At 37.1% G+C, this 25600-nt stretch carries 23 protein-coding genes; 1 reads left to right on the plus strand and 22 read right to left on the minus strand.

The annotated features are described in order from the left end of the window. Positions 1 to 231 precede the first annotated feature (231 nt). The 19 genes from ptsG to metG all read right to left on the minus strand — a co-directional run bounded on the left by ptsG (position 232) and on the right by metG (position 22798). Positions 232 to 2253, minus strand: a complete 2022-nt coding sequence (ptsG, locus tag J5J03_RS06045) for a glucose-specific PTS transporter subunit IIBC (protein ID WP_231710624.1) — start codon at positions 2251 to 2253, stop codon at positions 232 to 234. Positions 2254 to 2439: 186 nt separating this feature from the next. Next, positions 2440 to 3306: a glucose PTS transporter transcription antiterminator GlcT gene (gene glcT, locus J5J03_RS06050; RefSeq protein WP_269435791.1), complete on the minus strand. Its 867-nt coding sequence runs from the start codon at positions 3304 to 3306 to the stop codon at positions 2440 to 2442. Positions 3307 to 4048: 742 nt separating this feature from the next. Next, positions 4049 to 4585 carry a stage V sporulation protein T gene (spoVT, locus tag J5J03_RS06055; RefSeq protein ID WP_208587383.1) on the minus strand — a complete coding sequence of 179 codons (537 nt, stop codon included), beginning with the start codon at positions 4583 to 4585 and terminating at the stop codon, positions 4049 to 4051. Positions 4586 to 4720: 135 nt separating this feature from the next. Further along, positions 4721 to 8254, minus strand: a complete 3534-nt coding sequence (gene mfd, locus J5J03_RS06060) for a transcription-repair coupling factor (protein ID WP_208587326.1) — start codon at positions 8252 to 8254, stop codon at positions 4721 to 4723. A 126-nt stretch (positions 8255 to 8380) separates the two neighbouring features. After that, a complete protein-coding gene (locus tag J5J03_RS06065) occupies positions 8381 to 8614 on the minus strand; it encodes an anti-sigma-F factor Fin (protein ID WP_231710626.1) in 234 nt (77 codons plus the stop codon). 146 nt (positions 8615 to 8760) lie between these two features. After that, entirely contained in the window at positions 8761 to 9321 is a 561-nt protein-coding gene (pth, locus tag J5J03_RS06070; protein ID WP_208587328.1) for an aminoacyl-tRNA hydrolase, read from the minus strand. Positions 9322 to 9596: 275 nt separating this feature from the next. Beyond that, entirely contained in the window at positions 9597 to 10235 is a 639-nt protein-coding gene (locus J5J03_RS06075; RefSeq protein ID WP_208587330.1) for a 50S ribosomal protein L25/general stress protein Ctc, read from the minus strand. A gap of 82 nt (positions 10236 to 10317) precedes the next feature. Next, positions 10318 to 11265, minus strand: coding sequence for a ribose-phosphate diphosphokinase (locus tag J5J03_RS06080; RefSeq protein WP_208587332.1), 948 nt, complete (start codon positions 11263 to 11265; stop codon positions 10318 to 10320). Between the two features lie 28 nt (positions 11266 to 11293). Next, on the minus strand, positions 11294 to 12658 hold the full coding sequence (gene glmU / locus J5J03_RS06085; RefSeq protein ID WP_208587334.1) for a bifunctional UDP-N-acetylglucosamine diphosphorylase/glucosamine-1-phosphate N-acetyltransferase GlmU: 1365 nt from the start codon (positions 12656 to 12658) through the stop codon (positions 11294 to 11296). Between the two features lie 471 nt (positions 12659 to 13129). Beyond that, positions 13130 to 13420, minus strand: coding sequence for a septation regulator SpoVG (gene spoVG, locus J5J03_RS06090; RefSeq protein ID WP_018934289.1), 291 nt, complete (start codon positions 13418 to 13420; stop codon positions 13130 to 13132). Positions 13421 to 13586: 166 nt separating this feature from the next. Next, positions 13587 to 14405 (minus strand): pur operon repressor, encoded by an 819-nt coding sequence (gene purR / locus J5J03_RS06095; RefSeq protein ID WP_208587336.1) that lies wholly within the window; start codon positions 14403 to 14405, stop codon positions 13587 to 13589. 54 nt (positions 14406 to 14459) lie between these two features. Continuing rightward, positions 14460 to 15329 (minus strand): 4-(cytidine 5'-diphospho)-2-C-methyl-D-erythritol kinase, encoded by an 870-nt coding sequence (ispE, locus tag J5J03_RS06100; protein ID WP_208587338.1) that lies wholly within the window; start codon positions 15327 to 15329, stop codon positions 14460 to 14462. A 92-nt stretch (positions 15330 to 15421) separates the two neighbouring features. Further along, positions 15422 to 15601 (minus strand): small, acid-soluble spore protein, alpha/beta type, encoded by a 180-nt coding sequence (locus tag J5J03_RS06105; RefSeq protein ID WP_208587340.1) that lies wholly within the window; start codon positions 15599 to 15601, stop codon positions 15422 to 15424. 590 nt (positions 15602 to 16191) lie between these two features. Continuing rightward, the gene (gene veg / locus J5J03_RS06110) at positions 16192 to 16455 is read right to left on the minus strand and encodes a biofilm formation stimulator Veg (RefSeq protein WP_018934293.1); all 264 of its coding nucleotides are present in this window, start codon (positions 16453 to 16455) and stop codon (positions 16192 to 16194) included. A gap of 174 nt (positions 16456 to 16629) precedes the next feature. Next, complete coding sequence (rsmA, locus tag J5J03_RS06115) at positions 16630 to 17520, minus strand: 16S rRNA (adenine(1518)-N(6)/adenine(1519)-N(6))-dimethyltransferase RsmA (protein ID WP_208587342.1); 891 nt, start codon at positions 17518 to 17520, stop codon at positions 16630 to 16632. Next, on the minus strand, positions 17517 to 18080 hold the full coding sequence (rnmV, locus tag J5J03_RS06120) for a ribonuclease M5 (protein WP_208587344.1): 564 nt from the start codon (positions 18078 to 18080) through the stop codon (positions 17517 to 17519). Before rnmV ends, rsmA begins: the two co-directional genes overlap by 4 nt. A 151-nt stretch (positions 18081 to 18231) precedes the next feature. Next, positions 18232 to 19479: a G5 and 3D domain-containing protein gene (locus J5J03_RS22145; protein WP_208587354.1), complete on the minus strand. Its 1248-nt coding sequence runs from the start codon at positions 19477 to 19479 to the stop codon at positions 18232 to 18234. Positions 19480 to 19670: 191 nt separating this feature from the next. After that, complete coding sequence (locus J5J03_RS06130; protein ID WP_208587356.1) at positions 19671 to 20441, minus strand: TatD family hydrolase; 771 nt, start codon at positions 20439 to 20441, stop codon at positions 19671 to 19673. Positions 20442 to 20845: 404 nt separating this feature from the next. Further along, positions 20846 to 22798, minus strand: coding sequence for a methionine--tRNA ligase (gene metG, locus J5J03_RS06135; RefSeq protein WP_208587358.1), 1953 nt, complete (start codon positions 22796 to 22798; stop codon positions 20846 to 20848). Positions 22799 to 23228: 430 nt separating this feature from the next. Between metG and J5J03_RS06140 the strand changes: the two genes are divergently transcribed. Further along, a complete protein-coding gene (locus J5J03_RS06140; protein ID WP_153836820.1) occupies positions 23229 to 23507 on the plus strand; it encodes an AbrB/MazE/SpoVT family DNA-binding domain-containing protein in 279 nt (92 codons plus the stop codon). 52 nt (positions 23508 to 23559) lie between these two features. Here J5J03_RS06140 and rsmI read toward each other — a convergent pair whose 3' ends face one another. Genes rsmI through J5J03_RS06155 form a run of 3 tightly spaced genes read right to left on the minus strand, consistent with a single transcriptional unit; the run spans position 23560 to position 25433 of the window. Continuing rightward, entirely contained in the window at positions 23560 to 24426 is an 867-nt protein-coding gene (rsmI, locus tag J5J03_RS06145; RefSeq protein WP_208587360.1) for a 16S rRNA (cytidine(1402)-2'-O)-methyltransferase, read from the minus strand. Further along, positions 24398 to 24703, minus strand: a complete 306-nt coding sequence (locus J5J03_RS06150; RefSeq protein ID WP_208587362.1) for a GIY-YIG nuclease family protein — start codon at positions 24701 to 24703, stop codon at positions 24398 to 24400. The genes rsmI and J5J03_RS06150 overlap by 29 nt, the downstream gene beginning before the upstream one ends. Further along, positions 24687 to 25433, minus strand: coding sequence for a tRNA1(Val) (adenine(37)-N6)-methyltransferase (locus tag J5J03_RS06155; protein WP_208587364.1), 747 nt, complete (start codon positions 25431 to 25433; stop codon positions 24687 to 24689). The genes J5J03_RS06150 and J5J03_RS06155 overlap by 17 nt, the downstream gene beginning before the upstream one ends. Positions 25434 to 25600 lie beyond the last annotated feature (167 nt).

Consider the following 25600-nt stretch of genomic DNA (forward strand, 5'->3'; position numbering starts at 1 on the left):
TGAATACCTTATTTGGTTCATTTCAGCCTCAATTAGCACTATTTTTGATGAATAGCGGAATAGATGTCTGCAACCACCCTAAAAACGGCACTTTTGTCACAAATAACGGAACAAATGTCCGCACTAAGGCCAGATTTACTTGGAAGTCCAAGTTACTTCGCAGTCTAAATTCTTTAATTGATTGTAAAAAATACACGCGTTTCGTTGTTTTTGAAACGCGTGTATTATTTATTATTGATTAATTTGGAAGATGCCTTTGTCTTCTTTGTTAATGTTACCCGTCTTGTTTAATTGGATTGATTGGCCTTCTGCTAAGTTAGTAAAGATCACTGGTGTTACCGTTGATGGTGCATTATTGCTTATAAAGTCTAGGTCGACTTCCATCAAGGTTTGACCTTGTTTTACTTCATCGCCTTCTGCCACTTTAGCTGTAAACCCTTCTCCTTTTAGGTTTACCGTGTCGATACCGATATGGATTAGAATTTCTGTTCCATTATCAGCTTCAATACCGATAGCATGTTTTGTTGGGAAGATATTAATGATTTTACCATTTACAGGTGACACAATTTCACCGGCTGTTGGCTTCACTGCGAAACCGTCTCCCATCATTTTTTGGGAGAATACTTGATCAGGTACTTCAGATAACGGCATTACTTCCCCTTGCATTGGACTAACAAAATCAAGGTCTCCCACTACATTATTGTCAGATGGTATAGCCTCTTTTTCAGGCTCCGCTTTTTTCGTTGGCGTTTTCCCATCCATAATGTCTTGCATTTGTCCTCTAATCGTATCAGAAACTGGACCGTAAATAGCTTGGATATTGTTACCTACTTCCATTACGCCAGAAGCACCTAGTTGTTTTAAACGGTCTTTATTTACTTTGCCTTTATCATCTACACTTACGCGCAGGCGTGTAATACAAGCATCAAGGTTCGTAATATTTTCTTTTCCACCCATAGCTTCTAGAATTTCAAATGGACGGTCGTCCACTTCTCCGTCTTCCTCGGCATCTTGTGCTTCATCTTCACGACCTGGAGTTGCTAAGTTGAACTTCTGAATCGCAAATCGGAAACCAAAGTAGTAGATAACAGAGAAAATTAAACCAATGATGATTACCCACCACCAGTCCGTACGGTTAGGCATAATTCCGAACAGGATATAGTCGATTAAACCACCAGAGAATGTCATACCTATTTTTACATCTAATAAGTACATGGTCATAAATGATAAACCTGCGAAAACAGTGTGAATCGCAAACAGTAATGGTGCTACGAACAAGAATGAAAATTCAAGTGGCTCTGTAATCCCTGTTAAGAAAGAGGTTAAGGCTGCAGAGAACATGATACCTCCAACCACTTTCTTTCTCTCAGGTTTTGCTGTATGATAAATCGCTAACGCTGCAGCTGGAAGACCGAACATCATGAAAGGGAATTTACCAGTCATAAAGTTACCAGCTGTAAAATCTACACCGTCTTTAAGCTGTTCGAAGAAGATTGTTTGATCCCCTCGAACAATCTCGCCTGCTGCACTTGTATAAGAACCAAATTCAAACCAAAATGGTGAATAAAAGATGTGGTGTAATCCAAACGGAATTAAAGCTCGTTCAATAACACCAAATACAAACGTTGAAAGAGTTCTGTTTGTTTCTAACATAAAGTGAGAAACAGCATTTAATCCTTCTTGAGCAAATGGCCATACTAAATACATCACAATACCTAATAATAATGATGTAAACGCAGTAATAATTGGCACAAAACGTTTTCCAGCGAAGAAACCTAAAAATTGCGGTAATTCAATATTAAAGAACCGGTTATACATATAGGCGGCGAGTATACCAACTATAATACCACCGAAGACACCAGTTCCTAAGGTTGGAATCCCTAGCACACTTTCATATGCAGCCTCTTCTGTCATCCCTTCTGTGATACCACCAAATACACTCATCGTTACATTCATAATTAAATACCCGATGATAGCAGCTAAACCTGCAACACCATCACCTTTTGCTAAACCGATTGCAACCCCGACAGCAAAGAGTAATGGCAAGTTATCGAAGACGATACCACCCGCTTCAGACATTACCTCTAGAACTTTTTGAACAATATCATTTCCGAACCATGGGAATTTTTCTACCCATTGGTCTTGAGCAAAACTTGTACCGAATGCAAGTAAAATACCAGCAGCTGGTAATAATGCTACCGGTAGCATCAATGCTTTCCCTACTTTTTGCAGGGTACCAAATAAATTGGACATGATCAATTTCCTCCTCTTGTTTTTTCATACATGCAACAGCTCTCATTCATGTCATATACGTAAGCAAATAAAAAAGGCATGAGTAAAAGGTTTTCTGATTTAGGAAAATGATAGAAGTATACACTTCTCCCCTATCTTTTCCTAAAACAACCTTTTTACTCATGCCTGATCGTATCAGTAACACGTTTATGATTGCGTTAGTCGCTGTAGATGAATCGTTAAATACAACACCTCTGATTCATCAACTCGTATATGTAATTGTTGTTGCATTACTTTGATCAATTTCCAAGCAAGATTATAGCATACTGGATAAGTTGTTTTCAAGACTTTTGCTAAATTTGTTTGTTCACCTAGTTGTTCCCCTTGATAAGCCCTTTCAATTGCACGGTGGAGATGCTGTATAAGACGGTTATAATTAATATCATTCCGTTCCAACTCGATATTTAAATTTTCTTCAATGATGGTTACTAATTTCGAAATAAGTTGATGATGACGGTTCATATCATGGATGGTTTTATTCGTTACAGCACTATGAATGTGCAATGCTATAAATCCAACTTCTCCTTCAGGAAAAGTTACTCCAACTCGCTCTTGAATTACTGAAACAACTTCTTGAGCTACCTGAAATTCTTTCGGATACAATGATTCGATCTCAAAGAGAAAAGGATTAGAAAATTGTACATTTTGGTGTGCACGGCTAATTGCAAACGATAAGTGATCAGTTAAAGCAACATGGATATGCTCATGGAGTGTTTCGTCCATTCTTGTCTCAATTAATAGCATAATCTCATGCAACACTTCCATAACTTGTGGATCAATATATGACACCAATTGTTTATATTGCGCCTGTTCTTGCTCATCCTTTAACAGAAATGTTTTTTCTGCCTGTTCTTGCGGTACAATATCTCCCTTGTTCTTACCAAAACCAATCCCTTTACCGATTAAGATAACTTCCTTATATAATGGGTGGGACGCGATAATCACATTATTATTTAGCGCTTTCTTAACCGTCATTTGTTGCTCGTCCAAACTCTCCACCTCCCTTTCCACCATAACACATTACACTATTGTACTAAAAACCTCCAAAGATATCACCTATAATGAGTAAACGGAGCAGGAATAATGTCCCATTCATTATTTCAAATGAACTATAAAACTCGATATCTGGATTCTTATTACAAAATAACTCGTATTCTCAACAACTGCAAATTAGATACATACTGCGAAAACTGCAAATTAGATACATACTGCGAAGTAATGAAAATTTGTGGAGTGAGGCCTTCTTCCATTCTGATTGATGATGAGTGCTAAGTCGACGCTGCGGAAAAATACTCCCTTTCCGGGGGCACGGCCTCAGCTAACTTGGTGAAGAAAACCACTTCACCAAGTGGATCTTCGGCTCGCGCTGTTCCCCCAGGAGTGTCGCATTTTTCCGCAGCTTAGTGTGTATTTCTTATCAAGTAAGAAGAAATTCACAGATATATTCCCAAAAGTTCTCTTCTTTCGATCATCAGAATACTACGCTTAGCGGAGGCAGAATACGGAGACTCCTATGGGAACTTACGCGAGTCCGAAGACCCCGCAGGAAAGCGACTTTTGCTTTCCGAGGAGGCTAAGGCCGTGCCCATGGAAAGCGCAGTATTCTGCCGGAGCGAATGACAACACTTCTCAAAAAACAGAATGAAACAACGCAAGTCCATGCACGTTACTTCGTAGTTTATATATTTAGCGCACCATTTTTACTTCTAAACATAAATAGTATAGAAGCATTAAACTTCTATACTATCCGTTGTTCTTATTCCATTTGTTTAGCGAGGAAGGTTGCTGCCGCTTGGGCTGCTTTTTTCTCTGCATCACCAAAATCCTTATTCTCCCTTGTAAACAACACCATACAACCAATCGGGTCTCCGCCTGCAATGATTGGCTGAAGTAAATATGCCTCTAATTCCTCGTCTTTATTTTCGATAATCTCTAATGTGTTGGTTTTCGTTTCGATAATCGAATCACGACTATCCATTAATTGATCAATCTTTTTTGATATGTGCTTACCTAAGTAGTCTTTTTTCGATTCACCTGCAACAGCAATAATTTCATCTCTATCACTAATAAGTACCGATAAATCTAAGGAATCAAATAATGCCTCCGCATACTCAGTTGCGAAATCACCTAGCTCACTAATGGGAGAATATTTTTTTAAAATCACTTCACCGTCACGATCCACAAAAATTTCAAGTGGATCACCTTCACGAATCCTTAGTGTTCGGCGAATTTCTTTCGGGATAACAACCCTTCCTAAATCATCAATACGACGTACAATTCCTGTAGCCTTCATATTAATCATTTACCTCACTTTCTATAATTGAGCAGTACATACAATTATTTCTTTATCAGAAATAATTATGTTGTAAGGTTAGTATGATTAATTAAAATGGAAACTATACCTTTTTTCGGAGATAATTTCATAATTCTAGGCTACAGGTGTTTGTTTCATCTCACTTAATGTCTGGATAAACTCCTCTAAAATCTCATATCGCTTGATATATTGGGACTTATCAAAGCGGAACTCCACTTTTAACTTGCGATTCTCCGTACCTAATTGAATTAACCTGCCATATTGATTGGCAAATTCAAATAATTTCGCACCATCTAATTCCTGGCTTCTCTCTTCTTCTACTATTACTTCTATTTTTTGCTTTCGTTCGGTGATCGCTTCGATTCGTTCCTTCTTGGACATCATTTTTAGTGTTGATACATGGAAAAGATTTTCAACTTCTTCTGGGTAATCGCCAAAACGATCGATCAGTTCATCTCGTAAATCATGGACATCTTCTTGTGAATAAATAGCTTGGAATCGTTTATACATATCAACCTTCTGTTTTTCATCCGGTATATAATTATCTGGAATATAGGCATCGATTTTTAAGTCTAACTCCACTTCAAAGGGCTGTACTTCTTCGACAGCTTTGCCTTGTTTTTTCGCTTCCACAGCTTCATTCAACATCTGAGAATACATATCAAAACCGACAGAGTCGATAAAGCCGTGTTGCTGGGCACCTAAGATATTACCAGCACCTCGGATAGATAAATCACGCATAGCAATCTTAAACCCTGAGCCTAATTCAGTGAACTCTTTGATAGCCTGTAACCTCTTTTCAGAAACTTCCGTTAAAATTTTATCTTGCTGATAAGTGAAATAAGCGTAAGCAACACGATTAGAACGTCCTACCCGGCCACGTAATTGGTATAACTGACTTAACCCCATACGATCGGCATCATAAACGATTAAGGTATTGACATTAGGAATGTCTACCCCTGTTTCAATAATCGTTGTACTCACTAATACGTCTGCTTCCCCTTCTAAAAAGGAAAACATCACATTCTCCAGTTCAGATTCATTCATCTGTCCATGTGCAACAGTTACCCGGGCATCTTCTACTAATGCTTGGATGTCCTGCGCAATTTTATCGATAGATTCCACTCTATTATATAGAAAGAATACTTGACCACCTCTGGATAACTCACGTTCAATCGCTTCCCTTACTAAAGGTGCATTATACTCCATGACATACGTCTGAATCGGAAAACGATTCTCTGGTGGTGTTTCAATCACTGATAAATCACGAACTCCTAGCATCGACATATGCAATGTTCTCGGTATTGGTGTAGCGGTTAAGGTTAATACATCTACATTCGTTTTTAATTGCTTAATTTTCTCTTTATGTTTTACACCAAAACGTTGCTCCTCATCAACAATAAGTAGTCCCAACTCCTTATAACTAACATCCTTAGATAATAATCGATGGGTTCCAATCACAATATCTATCGTGCCATTCTTTAAACCTTTTAATGTTTCTGATTGCTGTTTTCTTGTTCGAAAACGGCTTAACAAACCAATATTAATCGGGTAATCCTGGAACCTCTCCATTACCGTTTCATAATGCTGCTGCGCTAAAATAGTTGTAGGAACCAATATCGCCACTTGTTTACCATCGGCGATTGCCTTGAAAGCTGCACGAATGGCAACCTCTGTTTTACCGTAACCAACATCTCCACAAAGAAGGCGATCCATTGGCTGCTCTTTCTCCATATCTTGCTTAATTTCTTCGACACAGCGTAATTGATCCTCTGTTTCCTGATATGGGAACGATGCTTCGAAATCTCGTTGCATTTCAGTATCTAGTGAAAAAGCATACCCTTTAGCAGCTTCTCTTTCTGCGTATAACTTCATCAAGTCATCTGCAATGTCCTCGACTTTGGATTGTACTTTGCTTTTGACCTTCTTCCAGTCATTACCGCCTAACCGGTATAATTTAGGCTCTTTACCTTCTGAACCAACATACTTCTGCACCAAATCTATTTGATCTATCGGTACGAAAAGCTTATCATCCCCTGAATATTTAACAAGCATAAAATCTTTATGCAAACCATTCACTTCTAATGTTTCAATCCCTATATATCGACCAATACCATGGTTAGCATGTACGACATAGTCACCGACTTGTAATTCTTGATAACTCTTAATCCGCTCAGCATTCGATACTTTTTGTTTACGTTTTTTTCTAGTTGTTTTTTGTTTAAACAACTCATTCTCGGTTATAACGGCAATTTTATGCATTGGTAATTCAAAACCACCACTAATGTTGCCAATGGTGATTACAGGATGCTTTATAGGTAAGTCTGGTAATGTCTCGCTCATTGTGGCACTCATCTGATAATCTTCCAGAACAGATTGAATTTTTTCCATTCTACTTTGATTTGGTGCCAAAATAATAACGGAGAATTCCCCTTTATCCCATCGGTCCATTTCGTTTTCTAATAAATTCATTTGCCCATGAAATTGTTGCATTGCCCGGCAGGAGAGATTCACAATATTAGCTGGATTTGTGTTTGGAATATGGCGTAAAAAGACAGAAAGGTATAACCGCTGCTGCTTCATATTATTCCAAACTTCATGCCAATCAAACGATAACCTAGAATCACTGACAGCTTTACCGCGTTGCAAATTATCTTTAAGCCATTCTTGTTCTTCGTTATCCAAATGAGAGGCGGTTTCCTGAATTCTACTCATTTCATCTAATATAATAAATCCGTCTTCTGGTAAATAATCTAGTAAACTATAGTTATCATCGTAGAAAAACCCTGCATATTTTCTTATTTCCTGAAAACGTTCACAATGATTTAGACGATCTATGTCCGCTGTAATCGTCTCCGTAAGAACTTGTTGATCAGATTTATTCTTAACCTTTTTCAACGTTTTATTTAGTGACTGTTCTAGTTTTTGAGCTGTAGCGACTAGGTCACTATCCTTTAGCAACAATTCTGTCGTAGGGATAACTGTAACCTGTTCTTGTTTTTCTAATGAGCGTTGTGACTCTGCATCATAGTAACGAATCGAATCGATTTCATCGTCAAATAATTCAATCCGAAGTGGTTGTTCTTCTGTTATAGGATAGATATCTAAGATTCCACCACGCAAACTAAACTCACCAGGGCTTGAAGCCATATCCTGACGGAGATAACCCATCTCAACTAAATATTCTAAGGTTTGGTCAATGTCAATAATCTGCTCGAGCTCGAAATCAAGTTGATAGGTTTGCCAATACTCCATAGGCGGTAGCATCCGTTTTAAAGCTGCTACTGGAGCAATCAAAATCGCATTATCAGCATTAAGCCAATTTGTCAGTGAGGTTATTCGTTGGCTTAATAATTCCGGACTTGCGACCGCTAGTTCAGAAGCAAGCAGCTCATTGACAGGATAAAGATACACATTTTTCTCTTCCGAAAACTCTAACATATCTTCATATAGTTGTTGGGCTTGTGTTAATTGATGGGTTATAATTAATGTTTTCTTTTGAGTAGCTTCTTGAATCAGAGTTGTAAACATACTTCTGGCAGATCCAGATAAACCCGAAACTAGTTGTTCTTTTAAGCCGGATTCAACCCCATTAATAATGGAATAGACATCATCACGGTTTTGTAAGTATCGTTTTATTTCATACATAATGCTCCCCCTAAATACCTTAAAACTAATATATGTTGATTTCTTCATTAATTGCCAAAACGCACAAAAATGCTTTGGTGAACATACCAAAGCTTATTGTGTAATTAAAGGAGAGTTGAGGTTATCCTATTGAATAAAATAATCTAACTCATGGTACTGTGGATTTTGATCTAATAATTGTTGGCAATTTTCACAAATAGATTGAAGTGTAACAGTCTGATCTTGCTGATAATTCATCAGTTGGTTCTTTTCCTCTGTCGATAACAAATTCCAACCTATCTTTTCTAAATCCAACATCTGTGGTCTCAATCTCCCGATTTCTGTACCACAATGTTTACACGTGTATAACAAAGTCATCATTCGCGCCTCCTTATCAGAAAGCTATCGTAATTAGTTGTTATTCTACCCCGTATAGGTAAAATCTATACTTAATGATGACTTATTTATACTGTAAAACGTATTAGAACTAATAAGACTTTCGCTATTTCTTGGCGATAAGTCTTGTTTTACAAATTATACTCATTCATTACTCTTGGAAATGGCTGCTTTAGCCACGATTCCATTGCATCAGCTGCATGATCAATCGACTGTTTTAATATGTCCTGATCTTCTTCATCAAATTTCCCAAGAACATAATCAATTACAGACATCGGGGTATCCGGTCTGCCGATTCCAAAACGTAATCGGTTAAATTGCTTTGTACCTAATTGATCAATACAAGAGCGAACACCATTATGACCGCCATGTCCACCAGTTTGTCGTAGCTTAATTTTACCCAATGGTAAATCCAAATCATCATAGACAACCGTCACTTCGTCTGGTTGAAGATTGTAAAAATCCATTAATGGCCGAAGTGATTCACCTGACAAATTCATAAAGGTTTGCGGTTGAAGTAATATGACTTTCTCTCCCTCGACAGCTTCCAGCGTAAAGTGCCCTTTGAATTTACTTTTATTTAATGTCCAGCCATGACGATTAAGTAGTTCGTCGATTACCATAAAACCAACATTATGTCTTGTTTGCTGATATTTGATGCCTGGATTTCCTAAACCTACGATACATTTCATAGCATAAAGACTTCCTTTAACTATTTTTTTCTTCCTTATAGTTTAACATAAAAAACGGTGAAAAGACGCAACTTTTGGTAGTTGCGTCTTGATTATTCATAAGAAATTTACAAAAAGTAATGTCTAGCTCCAAGCGATATATCTTTTGCGATTTTCTTTTATCAACGGTACTAAATGTCAGTAACCCCTAATACAAAGATAAGTAGAGGTTACAAACGTTAACAACCTGTTTCATGATTAGTGGAAGGCCATACCCTACTGATCACAGTCTCACTTTATTCTTCACTGTCTCCGTGCTCTTGTTTATCTCCATTAATAACTTCTGGTTCTGCCGGTTCATCGACAGCGGAGTCTTCTGCTGGTTCTTCATCAGGAACTAAGATAGAAACAATAGTTGTTCCCTCATCCTCTAGGATGTCATAATTTCTTCCTTCTTTTAAATCTGAAACTAAAATACTATCCCCTACAGCTAAATCTGAAACATCGATTGTAATCTGCTCAGGAATATCATTAGGTTTCGCCCTAATAGACAAATCATATAATGGTTGTTGCAGAACGCCACCTTCTTTAGCACCGATTGCTTCACCTTCTAACACTATTGGAACTTGTACATCCATTTCTTCTTTCATGTTAACAGCATAAAAGTCTGCATGTACTAATTGATCTTTTAATGGATCAATTTGATAATCATGCAACATTACATCAACGGCATCACCATCTATTTGTAATGAGATAATCGCATTTTTACCTTCATCTCTTACTGTTTTTAATAATTCAATACTGTCTACTGCCACTGTTTTTGGTTCTACTTGATAACCATAAATAATCGCTGGTACTTCTCCTGCCGTTCTAATTGCTCTTGTATTAGAAGTTTTTAAATTCTCTCTTTTTTTTGCCTGCAAAGTTGCTGCCAAAATAATCACCCTCCATAGAAAATAACTGATATTAATATATTTCCCTCGAGTGTGATCGGCTAAACCTCTTTTTTCAGAAAACTTAATCAAATAGAATACTTACAGATTGACGTTCATGTACACGAATTATCGCTTCACTAATTAAAGGCGCTACTGATAATTGCGTAACTTTATCTATTTGTTTTGCTTCTTGTAATGGAATACTATTCGTTACTACTAATTCTTTAATTCTTGAATTCTCTATTCGTTCGATTGCAGGCCCAGATAGTACTGGATGGGTACAACAAGCATATACTTCTGTTGCTCCATTTTCAATTAAAGCATTTGCTCCTAATGTAATCGTTCCTGCTGTATCGATAATATCATCGATAAGAATCGCTGTTCTTCCCTCGATATTACCTACAATATTCATCACTTCCGCAACATTCGGGCGTGGTCTACGCTTATCAATGATTGCAATCGGTGCTTTTAATCTATCCGCTAATTGTCGTGCGCGTGTTACCCCACCATGATCAGGTGACACTACTACGATATCCTCTAGACCTTTTTTACTCCAATAACTAGATAAAATCGGAACACCGACTAACTGATCAACTGGAATATCAAAGAACCCTTGAATTTGTGGTGCATGTAAATCCAACGTAATAACTCTGGTAGCACCAGCTGTTTGCAGTAAGTCTGCAATTAATTTGGCTGTAATTGGCTCACGTGCGCGTGCTTTACGATCTTGTCTGGCATATCCATAGTAAGGCATCACAATATTAATCGATTTTGCCGAAGCTCTTTTTAATGCATCGATCATAATCAAAAGCTCCATAATATGCTGATTACCTGGTTCACAAGTTGATTGTACAACATATACATCACAACCACGGATACTTTCTTCTATATTTATTTGAATCTCACCATCACTAAATTTTGTTACCGAGCTTTTTCCTAACTCCACCCCGATATTAGCTGCAATCTCTTCAGCTAGGCTTGGATTCGAGTTTAATGTAAATACTTTTAAGGATGAATCCTTATAGGACATTTGTATACCTCCATGTGATTTTTAATAATTATTTATATTTCTTTGCGTATTGCTCTTTGTTAACTTGTTTTGCTCGGCCAATAGATAATGCATCACCTGGTACATCTTGATTGATGGTCGAACCTGCTGCAACTAATGCTCCTTTACCAATGGTAATTGGTGCGATTAAGTTAGCATTACATCCGATAAAAGCATCATCTTCTATCGTTGTTTTAAATTTATTCTTCCCGTCATAATTAACGGTAATCGCTCCACATCCAATGTTTACGCCGCTTCCTATTTCTGCATCGCCAATATAACTGAGATGTGGAACTTTACTTTTATTATCTATCTTTGACTTTTTAATTTCAACAAAATTACCTACTTTTACATCGTCACCAATCGATGCATCTGGACGAATGTGTGCAAAAGGACCAACTTGAACGTGCTGACCAATATAGCTTGAGGTTGCGACACTATGACGGAGTACAGTATTCGCTCCAATATGGCAATCATTTACTTCTGAGTTCGGTCCAATTACCGCCTCATCTTCTATAGTCGTGCTTCCTTTTAAAACACAACCGGGTTCAATTACAACATCTGTTCCGATTTTTACATCTGTACCTATGTAAGTATTGGCAGGGTCTATAAGGGTCACACCATTTCTCATATGTTGTTCATTAATTCGCTTTTTCATAAGCATTTCTGCTTGAGATAATGCAACACGATCATTAACACCAATTGTTTCTTCAAAATTATCTGTCTGATAAGCAGCTACTTTTCTGCCTTCTTCTTGAGCGATTTCGATCACATCTGGTAAATAATACTCGCCTTGAGCATTATCATTGGATACCTTCTTTAGTGCTTCAAATAACCATACATTATCAAAGCAATATGTGCCTGTATTGATCTCTTGAATCATTTTTTCCTTTTCGGTTGCATCTTTTTGCTCTACAATTTTGTTAACTTGATTATTTGCATTTCTTACAATTCGTCCGTATCCAGTAGGCTCCTCTGCATGGGCAGTTAAAATAGTGACTGCAGCACTTTCCTTCTCATGATGGTTCAATACCGCTTGTATGGTGTCTCTCGTTAATAATGGTGTATCACCGCAAACTACAATGGTAGTACCTTTTTTATTGGCTAAATATTTTTCAGCTTGCTGTACAGCATGTCCTGTTCCTAACTGTTCTTCCTGTATAACAAATTCACATGTTTGTCCTAATTGTTCCTGTACTTTCTCAGCTCCAAAGCCAACAACAGTCGTTATACTAGCAAGATCTAATCCTTTCAATTGATCAACCACATGCTGTACCATTGGTTTTCCTAAAACAGGATGGAGAACTTTATATAATTTAGATTTCATTCTTGTTCCTTTTCCTGCAGCTAAAACAATTGCGTACCGATTTGACAAGATAGTCCCTCCGTTCTTCTTCACCTCTTGTATATTTATGTGAAAAGGATCTGCTCATTTTGTACAATAATATCCCAATTATGAATATATACGAAAACAGGTGTATTTTCAATAAAGATGGCATAATTTAAATATCTATAAAATATCGATCGCTTACTGATACTAAGGAATAATTGATACATACTGCGAAGTAATGAAAATTTCCGAAGTAGGGCTTTCTCTCAATCTGATTTTTGCTTTGGCATACCCTCCGGCAAGATACTGCGCTTTCCACGGGCACTCACATTATCCTCGGAAAGCGCAGTATTCTACCGGAGCGTTATTCTGTGCACTCTCTGTGGGAGAAGGGACAAGAGCAGATCCTCAAGCGAGTTACTTCGTAGTTTATGGATTTTGCGGATATATTTTATATTCGATGACAAAAAATAAAAAGCCTAATCAAAAGAATTGATTAGACTTTTTTACTCTTTTTTAAGAAGCTCCTGCTTCTTCATACTCTACTTCAGCTTCTCCAGCACGATGATACTCTTCTAAAACAGCATCTTGAATTTTTGCTCTGGTACCAGAGTTAATCGGGTGTGCAATATCCCTAAATTCACCATCCGGCGTACGTTTAGAAGGCATTGCTACAAACATTCCATTATTCCCATCAATCACTCGAATATCATGGACCACAAATTCATGATCTAATGTAATGGATGCGATAGCTCGCATTCTTCCATCGGTATTCACGCGGCGTAATCTTACGTCAGTTACTTCCACTATGTTTCACCACCTTTTCCCTTTTTAAGAACTTATTATCTTAATTCAACAAAATTTTTAAAATTCCTGCTTAAATTTTAAAAAATATTATCTTTTTAAGGAAATTTTCTTATAAAAGGCGGTGAATGACATAATTCGATATAATCAGACCTTTTTACACGATCCTTTAGTACTGCTCAAAATAGTTTCCTTTTAATACCTCTATTTGTTTACTATCAGAATCTACATTTTTGATTTGCAACAAAGAAGTATAATCATCTACTACACGATCTTCTTCTTCATCCTCTGCCTCTGCCAGTACACCAATCGCCTTCACATTGGCATCAAATTCTTGCAGTAAGTTTTTCATGCCATTTATCGTACCACCAGCCTTCATAAAATCATCGATGATACAAACATTTTCTCCAGGTTTCAGACTACGTTTAGACAACACCATCGTCTGAATTTTTTTAGAAGAACCGGACACGTAGTTGATACTTACGGTTGAACCTTCCGTGACTTTCGGGTCACGACGAACAATGACAACAGGAACATTTAAAAACGAGGCTACAGCATAGGCTAAAGGAATCCCTTTCGTTGCTACCGTTACAATGGAATCAATGTTTAATCCTGCAAAACGAGAAGCAAAAAGCCTACCAACATCTCTAACCGTACTAGGTGTACCTAAAATATCGCTCATAAACAAATAACCACCAGGCAAAATCCGATTAGGATCTTCCAGCTCTTCACATAACTTATTGATCATGGATTCACTTTTTTTCACCGAGACATTAGGCACATATTTTACACCACCAGCAGCACCGGAAATAGATTCTAAATAACCTATCCCATCTTCTTTGAACATGTGGTTGATAATCGACAAATCTTCACTAATCGAAGACTTAGCAGCACCATATGTATCAGAGAAAAAGGGAAGAGAAATTAATTCCATTGGATGTTCAACTAAATAATTGGTCATCGCAACTAGACGATCACTTCTTTTCATTACTACACCCCAAAATCCGAATATTTTGTGGTAAATATAACATTTTATACGTGTTTAATCAAGTCTTTGATGACAACCTAATAAGCGTACCACATATACTTCTTCACAAAATCCCCTCAAGCTGTTATAAATTCGATCTGCTCTGCTCTCTTGTTGCACTAGCCCAAATACAGCTGGACCGCTCCCACTCATCAATACAGCATCTGCACCAGACCGAAGCATTTGTTGCTTTATTTGTTCTACTTCCGGATTTTTAGGTAATGTTACGGTTTCCAATACATTTTTTAACCTATTACATACGCCTTGATAATCAGATTGTTTTATCGCCTTAACCATTCCTTTTGTGTCAGGATGCTCTAAATCGTCTAATTGTAAAGACTTATACACAGATTGTGTAGACACACCTTGAACAGGCTTTGCCAAAATCACCCAGCATTGAGGAGGTGGTGGCAATTCTATAATGGCTTCCCCTCTCCCTTTGGCAAGAGCTGTTGAATTATACACACAAAAAGACACATCTGAACCAACCTCTGCTCCTAAAACAGCTAATTCATCCAGCGTTAAATTAAGCTTCCATAACCGATTTAATCCTCTTAATGTTGCAGCAGCATCACTGCTCCCGCCGGCCAGTCCTGCTGCCACTGGAATTTGTTTATCTATTTTAATTCGGACACCTTCTTTTACATCATAACGGTCCTTTAGCAATCTTGCCGCTCGATATGCTAAATTTCTTTCATCATTAGGAACAAAACGGTTTTCTGATGCCACCTCTATTTTGTGTTCTTCTAACAAAAAGAATTCAATTCGATCAGCCAAATCTACTGTAGTCATTACCATTTCAACTTCATGGTATTGATCTGGCCGTTTATAAAGTACATCTAAGGTTAAGTTTATTTTAGCCGGGGCTTTTTCTATCGTATACAAAGTCGCTCACCTACTGACTATTTTATATTCAGGATTTTTACTATATGTAAAGATACCATAAAAGCAAATAAAAGCGCAAAAAGGACAAAGTCTTAGACTTTGCCCTTTTTTAAACTCTCTTCTGCCATTTGTACTGCTCTTTTCACCATATTACCGGCATCTCGTGCGGTAATTCCACCCCAACCATCTTTTTGCACCGTGTCGTAAAAACCTAATTCTTTAGCAAGCTCTTCTTTAAACCGATCGGACATTACCCCTCGTCTTCGACCCATCTGAAGATAACTCCCTTTCTGTCGTGTTTTACGACAGTCCTATTTTATGTTTGCAACTGATTATGATACGAGGTAATAAAAGGGTGAAAGACATCTTGTTGGCACTTTAAATTGCATGAGCAATCACATGCTTAGATGATATCACAATTACTGCATTATTAACCGAATTAGATAAATACTGCGAACTAATGAAAATTTCCAAAGTGAGGCTTTCTCCCAATTCTGATTAATGATGAGTGCTCACATACGCTCCGGCAGAATACTGCGCTATATTAAGTGTTCTGAATTAGGGATTGGAAAGGTTTACCCAGAATATATACGTTTTGCTCCCCTCTCTTTTTTTCCAGAACACTATTCTAAGCTGCGGAAAAATGCGACACTCCTGGGGGAACAGTGCGAGCCAAAGATCCACTTTGCAAAATGGTTTTCTTTGGAGGCCGTGCCCCCGGAAAGGGAGTATTTTTCCGCAGCGATGGTTATGCACTCATCAAGAAAAGAATGGAAGAGAGCAAATCCATATCCAGTTATTTCGGGGTTTATAAATTATGTGTCGTTTTAATTTTTACCATAAAAAAAGCAGTAAACATTGTTTACTGCTCACCTGAGACCGCTTCTAACTCTTCCGTAAAATTCAGTTCAACTGTTTCAGTGAGAATATCTGCATAACTATAAGATACACGTTCAAATGCATTCTCTTGTTGATCAAGTTCAACGATAAAAACAGAAGGATATGTTTCTGCTAATGTTCCGTAACGCTCAATGGTTTTCTTCCTTCCACCATTTGCTTTAATTCGTAGACGTTTGCCGACATTTCCATCTAAACCTTGTTTGATTTCAACCAATGTTTTAGCCAATACACTCCACCTCACTAAGATTTATTATACTACATTCTTGTCCAACCGTCAATTAAAAATATTCCATTATACCAATATTAATCAAAAGCTGTCAACAAAAAAATTTGGAAGTTATGTGTTTAGCTTACCTTTTTTTAAGAAAATTATGTATAAAAAAAGAAAACTCCCAATTTTTTAGGAAGTTTCTTTTACATACTGCTCATAATAATTTGCTAAAGTAGCAAACTCTTGAATATTTAAAGATTCTCCTCGTCTTGTCCCATCAATTCCAACTCGGTCAAACCCTTCTTCTATCTGATCCTTTGACAGTATATCTTTAAAATGTCGTGATAAATTGTTACGCAATGTTTTTCTTCGTTGTTGAAAGCTTGCTTGAACTAATTGAAAAAAGAATTTCTCATCCTCAACGTCAACTGGTGGAGTTGTTCGCTTTTCTAAATGCAAAACTGCTGAGTCTACGCGTGGCTGCGGCATAAAAACTGTTTTCGGTACAACCATTTTTACTTTTGCTTCTGTATAGTACTGGATTGCTATCGATAAAGATCCATATTCTTTTGTATTTTCAGCAGCTGCCATCCTTTCAGCAACTTCTTTTTGAATCATTACTGTAATACTTGATATTGGTAAATTAGCCATCAATAATTGCATTAAGATAGGTGTTGTTATGTAATAAGGGAGATTCGCCACTACTTTCACTGGTTTATCATCTTGAAAATACCTGTCCCATACCTCTTCAAAATCTGCTTTGAGAATATCTTGATTGATAAGTTTTACGTTATCATACGCTTGTAAAGTATCTTCTAAAATCGGTACCAAACGTCCGTCTATTTCAAATGCGACAACTTTATTAGCAGCAATAGCTAATTGTTCTGTAAGTGCACCAATACCAGGACCAATCTCAATTGCATTGATTTCTTTCGTAATGCCAGCATTATGAATTATATTTTTTAAAATATTTATATCGATGAGGAAATTCTGCCCCAAACTTTTTTTAAATGAAAAGCCATATTTTTTAAGGATTTCTCTTGTTCGTTTCGGTGTGGCTATTGCTTTCTGCTCGCTCATGCACGTTCCTCCTGAATTATTTGTTCCATCACTTGTTCAAATTCATCTTTCCCAATTTGAAACATCTGCAACCTTTTTAATAACTGCTTTCCATTAATATGTCCAATTCTTAATTGTTCCCCAAGCTTCTGTCTTCTATCTTTTGAACCATGTCCACCTATTAAGCCAAAACGAAGCAGATCTGATTTGGTAATTTCAGTTTCGCCGTTCGCTGTTAACTCATAAACTTGTCCTAGTGCCTCACGGAGAACATCTAATGAAGCATGTTCTATGCCAAGACTCTTAGATTGTTTTTTGATCGGGACAGCTTCAGCTTTTGTTAAAAAGGCATGCTTACAACCTGGAACATGCTGATCTATAATTTGTCTGATTCGCTGACCTGGATAATCAGGATCAGTAAATACAATAACACCTCGTTTATTTTTAGCATGTGCAATTTGTGCTAATATATCTTTGTTGATAGCTGAACCGTTTGTTTCTATTGTATCGACATCTAATGCCTGTTTTAATTTTGCGGTATCGTCTTTTCCTTCTACGACAATGATTTCCTTCACCTTCAAAAAAGGCTCCTCCATTCTTGCTTATTATAGCTTTTATACGTTACGAATGATCAGCTAACTTCTGAGTAGAAGCTTTGCTATTTAACACTCATAGCCTTTCTCATTTTAACACAAAAAAGCTTACCTTTGTTTAGAAAGGTAAGCTTTACAATTATTCCACAATTCTTACTTGAACTGTTTTCATACCATAGCTCTCAGCTTTTTGCTTGGTTGGCATATGAAGATCAATTTTATTCCCTTTGATATTGCCGCCAGTATCTCTAGCGACTGCATATCCATATCCTTCAACCCAAACTTTCGTACCTAAAGGAATTACGCTAGGGTCTACTGCTATAACTCCATTTGGATTTGCTTTTAAATCATATCCAGTAGAAGTCTTACCTCTACCATCACATGATGGACAGTCCCAATTGTATGCTGTCGCTTTCATGTAAAGGGTTTCACCCTCTTCTTCATTGTCACCTCTGGATACTGTTTCGGTTGCCGTTCCGTTACTATTAGAAGATGTATCCGCAGAAGCTGTTGTCGTCGTTTTTGGCTGGTTTTCTTTCGTACCAATTGCTACAACTTTTTCTTTACTTTCCTTTTTCACTTCTTCTTTCACTAATTCACGGGATACTTCTTCCCCATTTTCTAATACAACTTCATAGTGTTTTTCAATTAAACCTGGTTCACCTTCTGATACTACTTCTTCTTTTCCTTTTTCAAGTGAACTATCGTTTCGTTTTACCAAACTAAAGTCTTGCTCTTCTTCTACAACATCTGTTACTTTTTCTACTCGTGTAATTTCGATATCGGTGCTCTTGCTTATTGATGCAGTCTGTTCTGGCTCCACACGATCTAATTCATCTAGTTCAATGTCATATTCCGCTAATAATTCCTGAACAGATCCTCCAGTCGTCCAGACTTGTTGTTCTTCACCAGCATCATTAATGACAACTTGAAAAGCTTTATCGATACCAATTACTAAGTTATCATCTATTTCTGTATTAGCTGCTAATGATAATTGATCATTTTCTGTTAATTCTATATCTTGTTCTGCCAAAAATTCTTCAACTGTATCACTAGTTGTATAATATGTTTGTTCATTGCCATCTATGCTGACTATGACTTGATTTGCAATTGTATGCTCGATTTTCATATCTCTATTTACGAGGTCACTTAATTCATGTGAAAGTTCATCATGCTCTCCCACTTCAATTGCAAGTTCATTTAGAACATCTTCGACAGTATTAGCATGTGTACGGACTGTCGTTGATTCATCTTCTTGAACAACTGTAACTTCTGCTTTTGATAATTCATAAAATGATATACAGATAAAGCCGATAAATGCAAATAAAGAAAGTGCGTATATGAAGTCTTTGTTGTTCAATAAGTGACTAATTTTAAGACGTTTCATGAACTCTTCCCTCCTTTTTACTCGCCGTTGTATTATATAAAGATCCTTTTTCAGTGTCAAATGGAGTTATGAAAACTAAAGAGCAGCAAAACCCTTGAATTCAAAGGGTTTTGCTGCTCTTTTCCACAGAATATTTCAGTTTGTTTACATTACCGTAACATTGCCTGAAACATATGCTGCTAAAGGCAGCATCAGTTTATTAGACCGAAAAATCTTTTGGCATTTTCAGTTGTTTGCTTACTTATTTCTTCATAACTTACCTCACGCAGTTCTGCTATTTTTTCTGCAACCAACTTCACGTAGGCAGGCTCATTTCGTTTTCCTCGATTTGGATGTGGCGCGAGAAATGGACAGTCTGTCTCGATCAATAAACGATCTTCCGGTACATACTTTGCTACTTCCTTCGGTAAAGTAGCATTTTTAAACGTTACTGGCCCACCTAGTGATATATAAAAGTTCATTTTTAAGCATGCATCAACATAGTCAACAGAATCATTGTAGCAATGCATGATACCTCCAACTTCTTCTGCTTTTTCTTCCTGCAACACTTGGATAATATCTTCTGTCGCTTCCCGATTATGAATAATAATAGGTAAATTAACTTTTTTGGCTAACTGAATTTGCTTGCGAAAAACTTCTTTTTGTACATCTTTCGGAGATTTGTCCCAATGGTAATCTAGGCCCATTTCACCTAAAGCGACTACTTTTGGATGAGAGGACAATTCTTCTAACCACTCTAGTTCTTTGTCAGTCATATCGATAGCATCGACTGGATGCCAGCCAACTGCAGCATAAATATCGTCATATTGTTCGGCCATCTCAATTGCTTTCGGGATCGTTTCATGATCAAATCCAACAATGACCATATTTTCGACACCGGCCTCTTTCGCTCGATGTAATACTTCCTCACGGTCTTCATCGAAATGCGATACGTTTAAATGAACGTGTGTATCAAATAACATACTATTCCTCCTTAAAAAAACAAACTAAACTGATTCTACTCTGCTCATTTCATTCGTAGTAGATACAAACTGAAGTAGCTTAGTTGCAAAGTTAACAGGACTTCTCTTCCCTGGATATAGTCGTTTATCCTCGGAAGAGAGGATCTTTTCCACGGAACAGAACGGCGCTTCCGGGGATATCCTTTGCTGTTCCGAGGATATCGCCTTCTCTTCCCTGGATATAGTCGTTTATCCTCGGAAGAGAAGATCTTTTCCCTGGAAGAGAAGCCTTTTTCCTCGGAACAGATCGGCGCTTCCGGGGATATCTCTTTTCCATATCCACGTTACTTCGCAGTCTATTTTTCTGCGCATAAATAAAAAGTACACACACGTTTCAAATGGTATGTGTGTATACTTTTTGATATTTATTTTACGACGGAGCCGTTTGGCAGGTTTGATTCTACTGTAGCCAAGGATAGGGAGCCGTCTTTGTCTTCTCCGGATAGAATCATACCTTCTGACAATTGGCCACGTAGCTTAACTGGTTTTAAGTTGGTTACACAAATTACCTTTTTCCCTACTAATGATTCAGGAGTATAGTATTGTGCAATACCTGATATTACTTGACGTTTTTCGCTACCAAGATCTAATTGAATACGCAATAATTTATCTGCATTTTTCATTTTCTCAGCGTGCGTTACTTCTGCTACACGTAAATCTAGCTTCATAAAATCATCATACGTTATTTCATTTTTGGCTTGGGATTTCGATTCTTTCTTCTCTGGCTCAGGTTTGGTCATCATGTCCTTAATAACTTGTACTTCTTTTTCAACGTCTAAACGTGGGAAGATCGGATCTTTCTTAATCACTTTCGTTCCTGCTTCAATCACTCCAAAATCTGACATACTTTCCCAAGTTTGAAGTGTTTCATTATCACTTACACCAATCTGTTCGAAAATTCGATTCGGTGTTTGTGTCAAGAATGGGCGTAATAAAATTGCAGTTCGGCGTAAACTATCGACTAAATGTGCCATGACATTACCTAAACGATCTTTTCTGCTTTCATCTTTCGCTAAAACCCAAGGTTCTGTTTCATCAATATATTTGTTTGTTCGACTTACATACTTCCAAATGTGTGTTAATGCAACAGAAAAGCCCATCTCATCTAATGCGTCTTCTACATTAGCTACTGTCTCTTTCCCTAATATTTCTAATTGTTCATCAAACGGCTCTTCTGAAGCACGGAAAGCTGGAATTTCACCATCAAAGTATTTATTAATCATCGCTACTGTACGATTTAATAAGTTACCTAAGTCATTGGCAAGATCGTAATTTGTTCGGTCTACAAATCCTTCAGGTGTGAAAACACCGTCTGAACCGAATGGTACTTCACGTAGCAAGTAATAGCGTAATGCGTCTAATCCATAACGCTCCGTTAAATCTGTCGGATTCACAACATTCCCTTTTGATTTCGACATTTTTCCGTCTTTCATCAAAATCCAACCGTGCGCAAAGACTTTTTTCGGTAATGGTAAATCAAGCGCCATTAACATAATTGGCCAATAAATCGTATGGAAGCGCACAATTTCTTTACTCATCAAATGAACGTCTGCCGGCCAATATTTTTGATATAAACTGTCATCATCTGTACCATAACCTAATGCAGTAATGTAATTACTTAATGCATCAATCCATACATAGATAACGTGTTTAGGGTCTCCAGGGACTTGGATTCCCCAATCAAATGTTGTACGAGATACCGCTAAGTCTTCCAATCCTGGTTTAATAAAGTTATTGATCATTTCATTTTTACGGCTTTCTGGCTGGATAAACTCTGGATTTTCTTCATAAAAAGCTAGCAAACGATCAACATACTTACTCATCTTAAAGAAATAAGATTCTTCTTTTACATCCTCAACAGGTCCACCACAATCAGGACATCGTCCATCAACTAATTGGCGTTCCGTAAAAAAGGATTCACAAGAAGTACAATATTTACCTTCATATTCATCTAAATAAATATCACCTTGTTCCAACAAGCGAGCGAAAATTTTTTCGACAACTTTTTTATGACGCTCTTCTGTCGTACGAATAAAATCACTATAAGAAATATCTAATTTTTCCCACAAATCCTTAATGCCACTTACAATTTCATCCACATATGCTTGTGGTGTAACTCCTGCTTCGTCCGCTTTTTTTTGAATTTTTTGACCATGTTCATCTGTTCCTGTTAAATAACGAACATCATATCCTCTGAGTCTTTTATAACGCGCCATCGCATCACCAGCAACCGTACTATATGCATGGCCAATATGTAAATTTCCACTCGGATAATAAATTGGTGTCGTTAGATAAAAAGTTTTCTTTTGCTCTGTCATGCTATACCTCCTCAATACATATTCATCTATATAAACAGTCTGCTTTCATTGTAGCGATTTTTCGAACATTTTTCCATTATAAAGTGAGACTTCGAGCAATGGGAAGGGTATCCCACTGCTTAATAGCGAAAATTATTAGAGTTAACGTCCGTGATCCCCCAGTTAACTTCCTTGCAGTTCTGAAACTTTAAGTAAATCTTATGGACGGTTAAACCGTGATAAATACATTGTCACCATTTTATTTACGTTTAAAACATCTAAAATTGTCGAAAAGTCTCTACCAAACTATAGACTTGTATTTCTTCAAATTTTTTATAAAAGCTTGAAAAAAATGAGAAAATTAAGTTTGACAATAATGGCAACTAATGGTATTATAACGCTATAGATGTCGAATATTGCCGAATTTATTTATCAAAGGGGAGAATAAATAATGAAATCAACAGGTATTGTGAGAAAGGTAGACGAGCTTGGTCGTGTTGTAATTCCGATCGAACTACGTCGTACTTTAGGAATTGAAGAAAAAGATGCTCTTGAAATTTATGTCGATGATGAGCGTATTATTTTACAAAAATATAAACCAAATATGACTTGTCATATTACTGGTGATATCTCTGACGACAACTTTACATTAGCGGATGGAAAGCTAGTACTTAGTCCTGAAGGTGCTCAGACACTAGTTGACGAAATCCAAAAGAAATTGAACAAATAAGATACATAAAAACCCTGTTTCAGTGATTGAAACAGGGTTTTTATTTGCAGTTTTACTCCACATGATAAGCACTGTATACTTCTCTTTTTGTAACATTGCGATCTTTTGCTACGGTTTTGATGGCTTCCTTACTTGCACATCCCTCTAGTTCGATCACTTTTTCGACATGTTCTTTTAAGGTAAGGTCTGTCCACCAATTCGTTTGTGGATGATCCTTAATTCCTTCCACAACAATACAGCATTCACCTTTTATCGATTTATCTGCTATCCATTCTGCTATTTCTGGTAATGTCCCTCTAATAAATTCTTCGTATCTTTTGGTTAACTCCCTTGCTATTGCTACTTGTCTAACACCAAGCGATTCCCCTAACACCTTAATTGTCTCCTCAATACGGTGTGGTGATTCATACAAGATAAACGTTGTATCAATGGATTGCAGTAATTGTAGTGCCTGTTCACGATCTTTTTTCTTACGTGGTAAAAAGCCATAAAAATAAAAATGATCAGTTGGCAATCCTGAACCAACTAATGCTGATAATGCAGCATTTGCCCCTGGTAAAACAACAACTGGAAGATCTGCTTTGATTGCAGCTTGTACCACTTCATATCCTGGGTCTGAGATTCCTGGCATACCTGCATCACTTACTAGAGCCAGATTTTGTCCATTACTTAGCATCTCAAGAATTTGACCCTGTCTTGCCATTTTGTTATGTTCATGGTAGCTGATCATCTTTTTCTTCAATTCAAAATGGTGTAACAGCTTCCCGGAATTTCTAGTATCTTCAGCTAAAACAGCATCAACTTCTTCCAATATGCGTAATGCACGAATCGTAATATCTTCTAAATTGCCGATTGGTGTCGGCACCACGTATAATGTGCCTTTTTCTGCATCAGTTTGGTAGCTCTTCTGTATCTGCATATACGCCATACCTTTCCGTTTGGTTTTCTTCAATCCATAATTCCTTTTGCTTTCTAGTAAGCTTTTTAATTTTTGCTTCTAACTGCAATGCTTCTGATTTTGTCTTACATGGTTGCTGGTACTGCAATTGAAATGGAGCTCTACCTCTTGTATATTTAGCACCTTTACCTTGTTCATGCATTTTCAATCTTCGCTTGATATCGGTTGTATAGCCTGTATATAAAGTTTCATCCTTGCATTTAAGAATATAAACATAATGATTATTTTTTTCTTCCATATAATATACCTTCTACCTCTTTTGTATATTTTCCCTTTTCATCGAAAGCATATAATGGTGGCAGTAGCTTGAGATCTGAATTTCCATCTCTAATTCCTTCTATTAATAAAATGTTTGCTTCTTTTCCTTCTTTCGGGTATACAAAACGAACACGCTTAGGTTCTATTTTATATTGCCTGAATAAAGTAATAATATCGACAAAACGTGACGGACGATGTACCATGGCTACTTTCCCACCTGATTTTACAAGCTTACTACACGATTGTACCACATCTTCTAACGTACAATAGATTTCATGTCTTGCAATTGTTAGATAGTCATTATGATTTTGGTGGTTTTTATTCACAGTTCGAAAATAAGGTGGATTAACGGTTACTAAATCAAACTTGTTGTTTTTAAAGTGATCTGGCATATCTTTTAAATCGCCATGGATCATATCAATTTGATCGCCCAGTTTATTTAACTCAATACTGCGGCATGCCATGTCATATAGCCGTGCTTGGATTTCTACTCCTGTAATGGGGACGTTAGATTGTCTTGATAATAACAATGGAATGACGGCGTTACCTGAGCAAAGATCCAGTATTTTTCCTCTTGTTTTTGGTGTTGAAGCAAAGTCTGCCAGTAGCACAGCGTCGATGGAAAAGGCGAACTTAGTCGGGCTTTGAATAATTTTCATGGTTTGATCTACTAACAGATCATCAATTCGTTCGTCTTCTTTAAGCTGCATTTGTTTATCCCCTTCAATAAAGTGCATAGTTGATACATACTGCGAAGTAATGAAAATTTGTGGAGTGAAGCTTTCTTCCATTCTGATTGATGATGAGTGCTAAGTCGACGCTGCGGAAAAATACTCCCTTTCCGGGGGCACGGCCTCAGCTAACTTGGTGAAGAAAA

It is taken from the genome of Gracilibacillus suaedae, from assembly GCF_017599345.1.
Taxonomy (GTDB): Bacteria; Bacillota; Bacilli; order Bacillales; family Amphibacillaceae; genus Gracilibacillus; species Gracilibacillus suaedae.

Bases quoted from the DNA above. Each gene is read 5' to 3' on its own strand.
- ptsG (WP_231710624.1), bottom strand. From the start codon at position 2,253: ATGTCCAATTTATTTGGTACCCTGCAAAAAGTAGGGAAAGCATTGATG.
- glcT (WP_269435791.1), bottom strand. From the start codon at position 3,306: ATGGTGGAAAGGGAGGTGGAGAGTTTGGACGAGCAACAAATGACGGTT.
- spoVT (WP_208587383.1), bottom strand. From the start codon at position 4,585: ATGAAGGCTACAGGAATTGTACGTCGTATTGATGATTTAGGAAGGGTT.
- mfd (WP_208587326.1), bottom strand. From the start codon at position 8,254: ATGTATGAAATAAAACGATACTTACAAAACCGTGATGATGTCTATTCC.
- J5J03_RS06065 (WP_231710626.1), bottom strand. From the start codon at position 8,614: ATGATGACTTTGTTATACACGTGTAAACATTGTGGTACAGAAATCGGG.
- pth (WP_208587328.1), bottom strand. From the start codon at position 9,321: ATGAAATGTATCGTAGGTTTAGGAAATCCAGGCATCAAATATCAGCAA.
- J5J03_RS06080 (WP_208587332.1), bottom strand. From the start codon at position 11,265: ATGTCCTATAAGGATTCATCCTTAAAAGTATTTACATTAAACTCGAAT.
- purR (WP_208587336.1), bottom strand. From the start codon at position 14,405: ATGAAAAGAAGTGATCGTCTAGTTGCGATGACCAATTATTTAGTTGAA.
- J5J03_RS06105 (WP_208587340.1), bottom strand. From the start codon at position 15,601: ATGGGTCGAAGACGAGGGGTAATGTCCGATCGGTTTAAAGAAGAGCTT.
- rsmA (WP_208587342.1), bottom strand. From the start codon at position 17,520: ATGAGCGAGCAGAAAGCAATAGCCACACCGAAACGAACAAGAGAAATC.
- J5J03_RS22145 (WP_208587354.1), bottom strand. From the start codon at position 19,479: ATGAAACGTCTTAAAATTAGTCACTTATTGAACAACAAAGACTTCATA.
- J5J03_RS06130 (WP_208587356.1), bottom strand. From the start codon at position 20,441: ATGTTATTTGATACACACGTTCATTTAAACGTATCGCATTTCGATGAA.
- metG (WP_208587358.1), bottom strand. From the start codon at position 22,798: ATGACAGAGCAAAAGAAAACTTTTTATCTAACGACACCAATTTATTAT.
- J5J03_RS06140 (WP_153836820.1), top strand. From the start codon at position 23,229: ATGAAATCAACAGGTATTGTGAGAAAGGTAGACGAGCTTGGTCGTGTT.
- rsmI (WP_208587360.1), bottom strand. From the start codon at position 24,426: ATGCAGATACAGAAGAGCTACCAAACTGATGCAGAAAAAGGCACATTA.
- J5J03_RS06150 (WP_208587362.1), bottom strand. From the start codon at position 24,703: ATGGAAGAAAAAAATAATCATTATGTTTATATTCTTAAATGCAAGGAT.
- J5J03_RS06155 (WP_208587364.1), bottom strand. From the start codon at position 25,433: ATGCAGCTTAAAGAAGACGAACGAATTGATGATCTGTTAGTAGATCAA.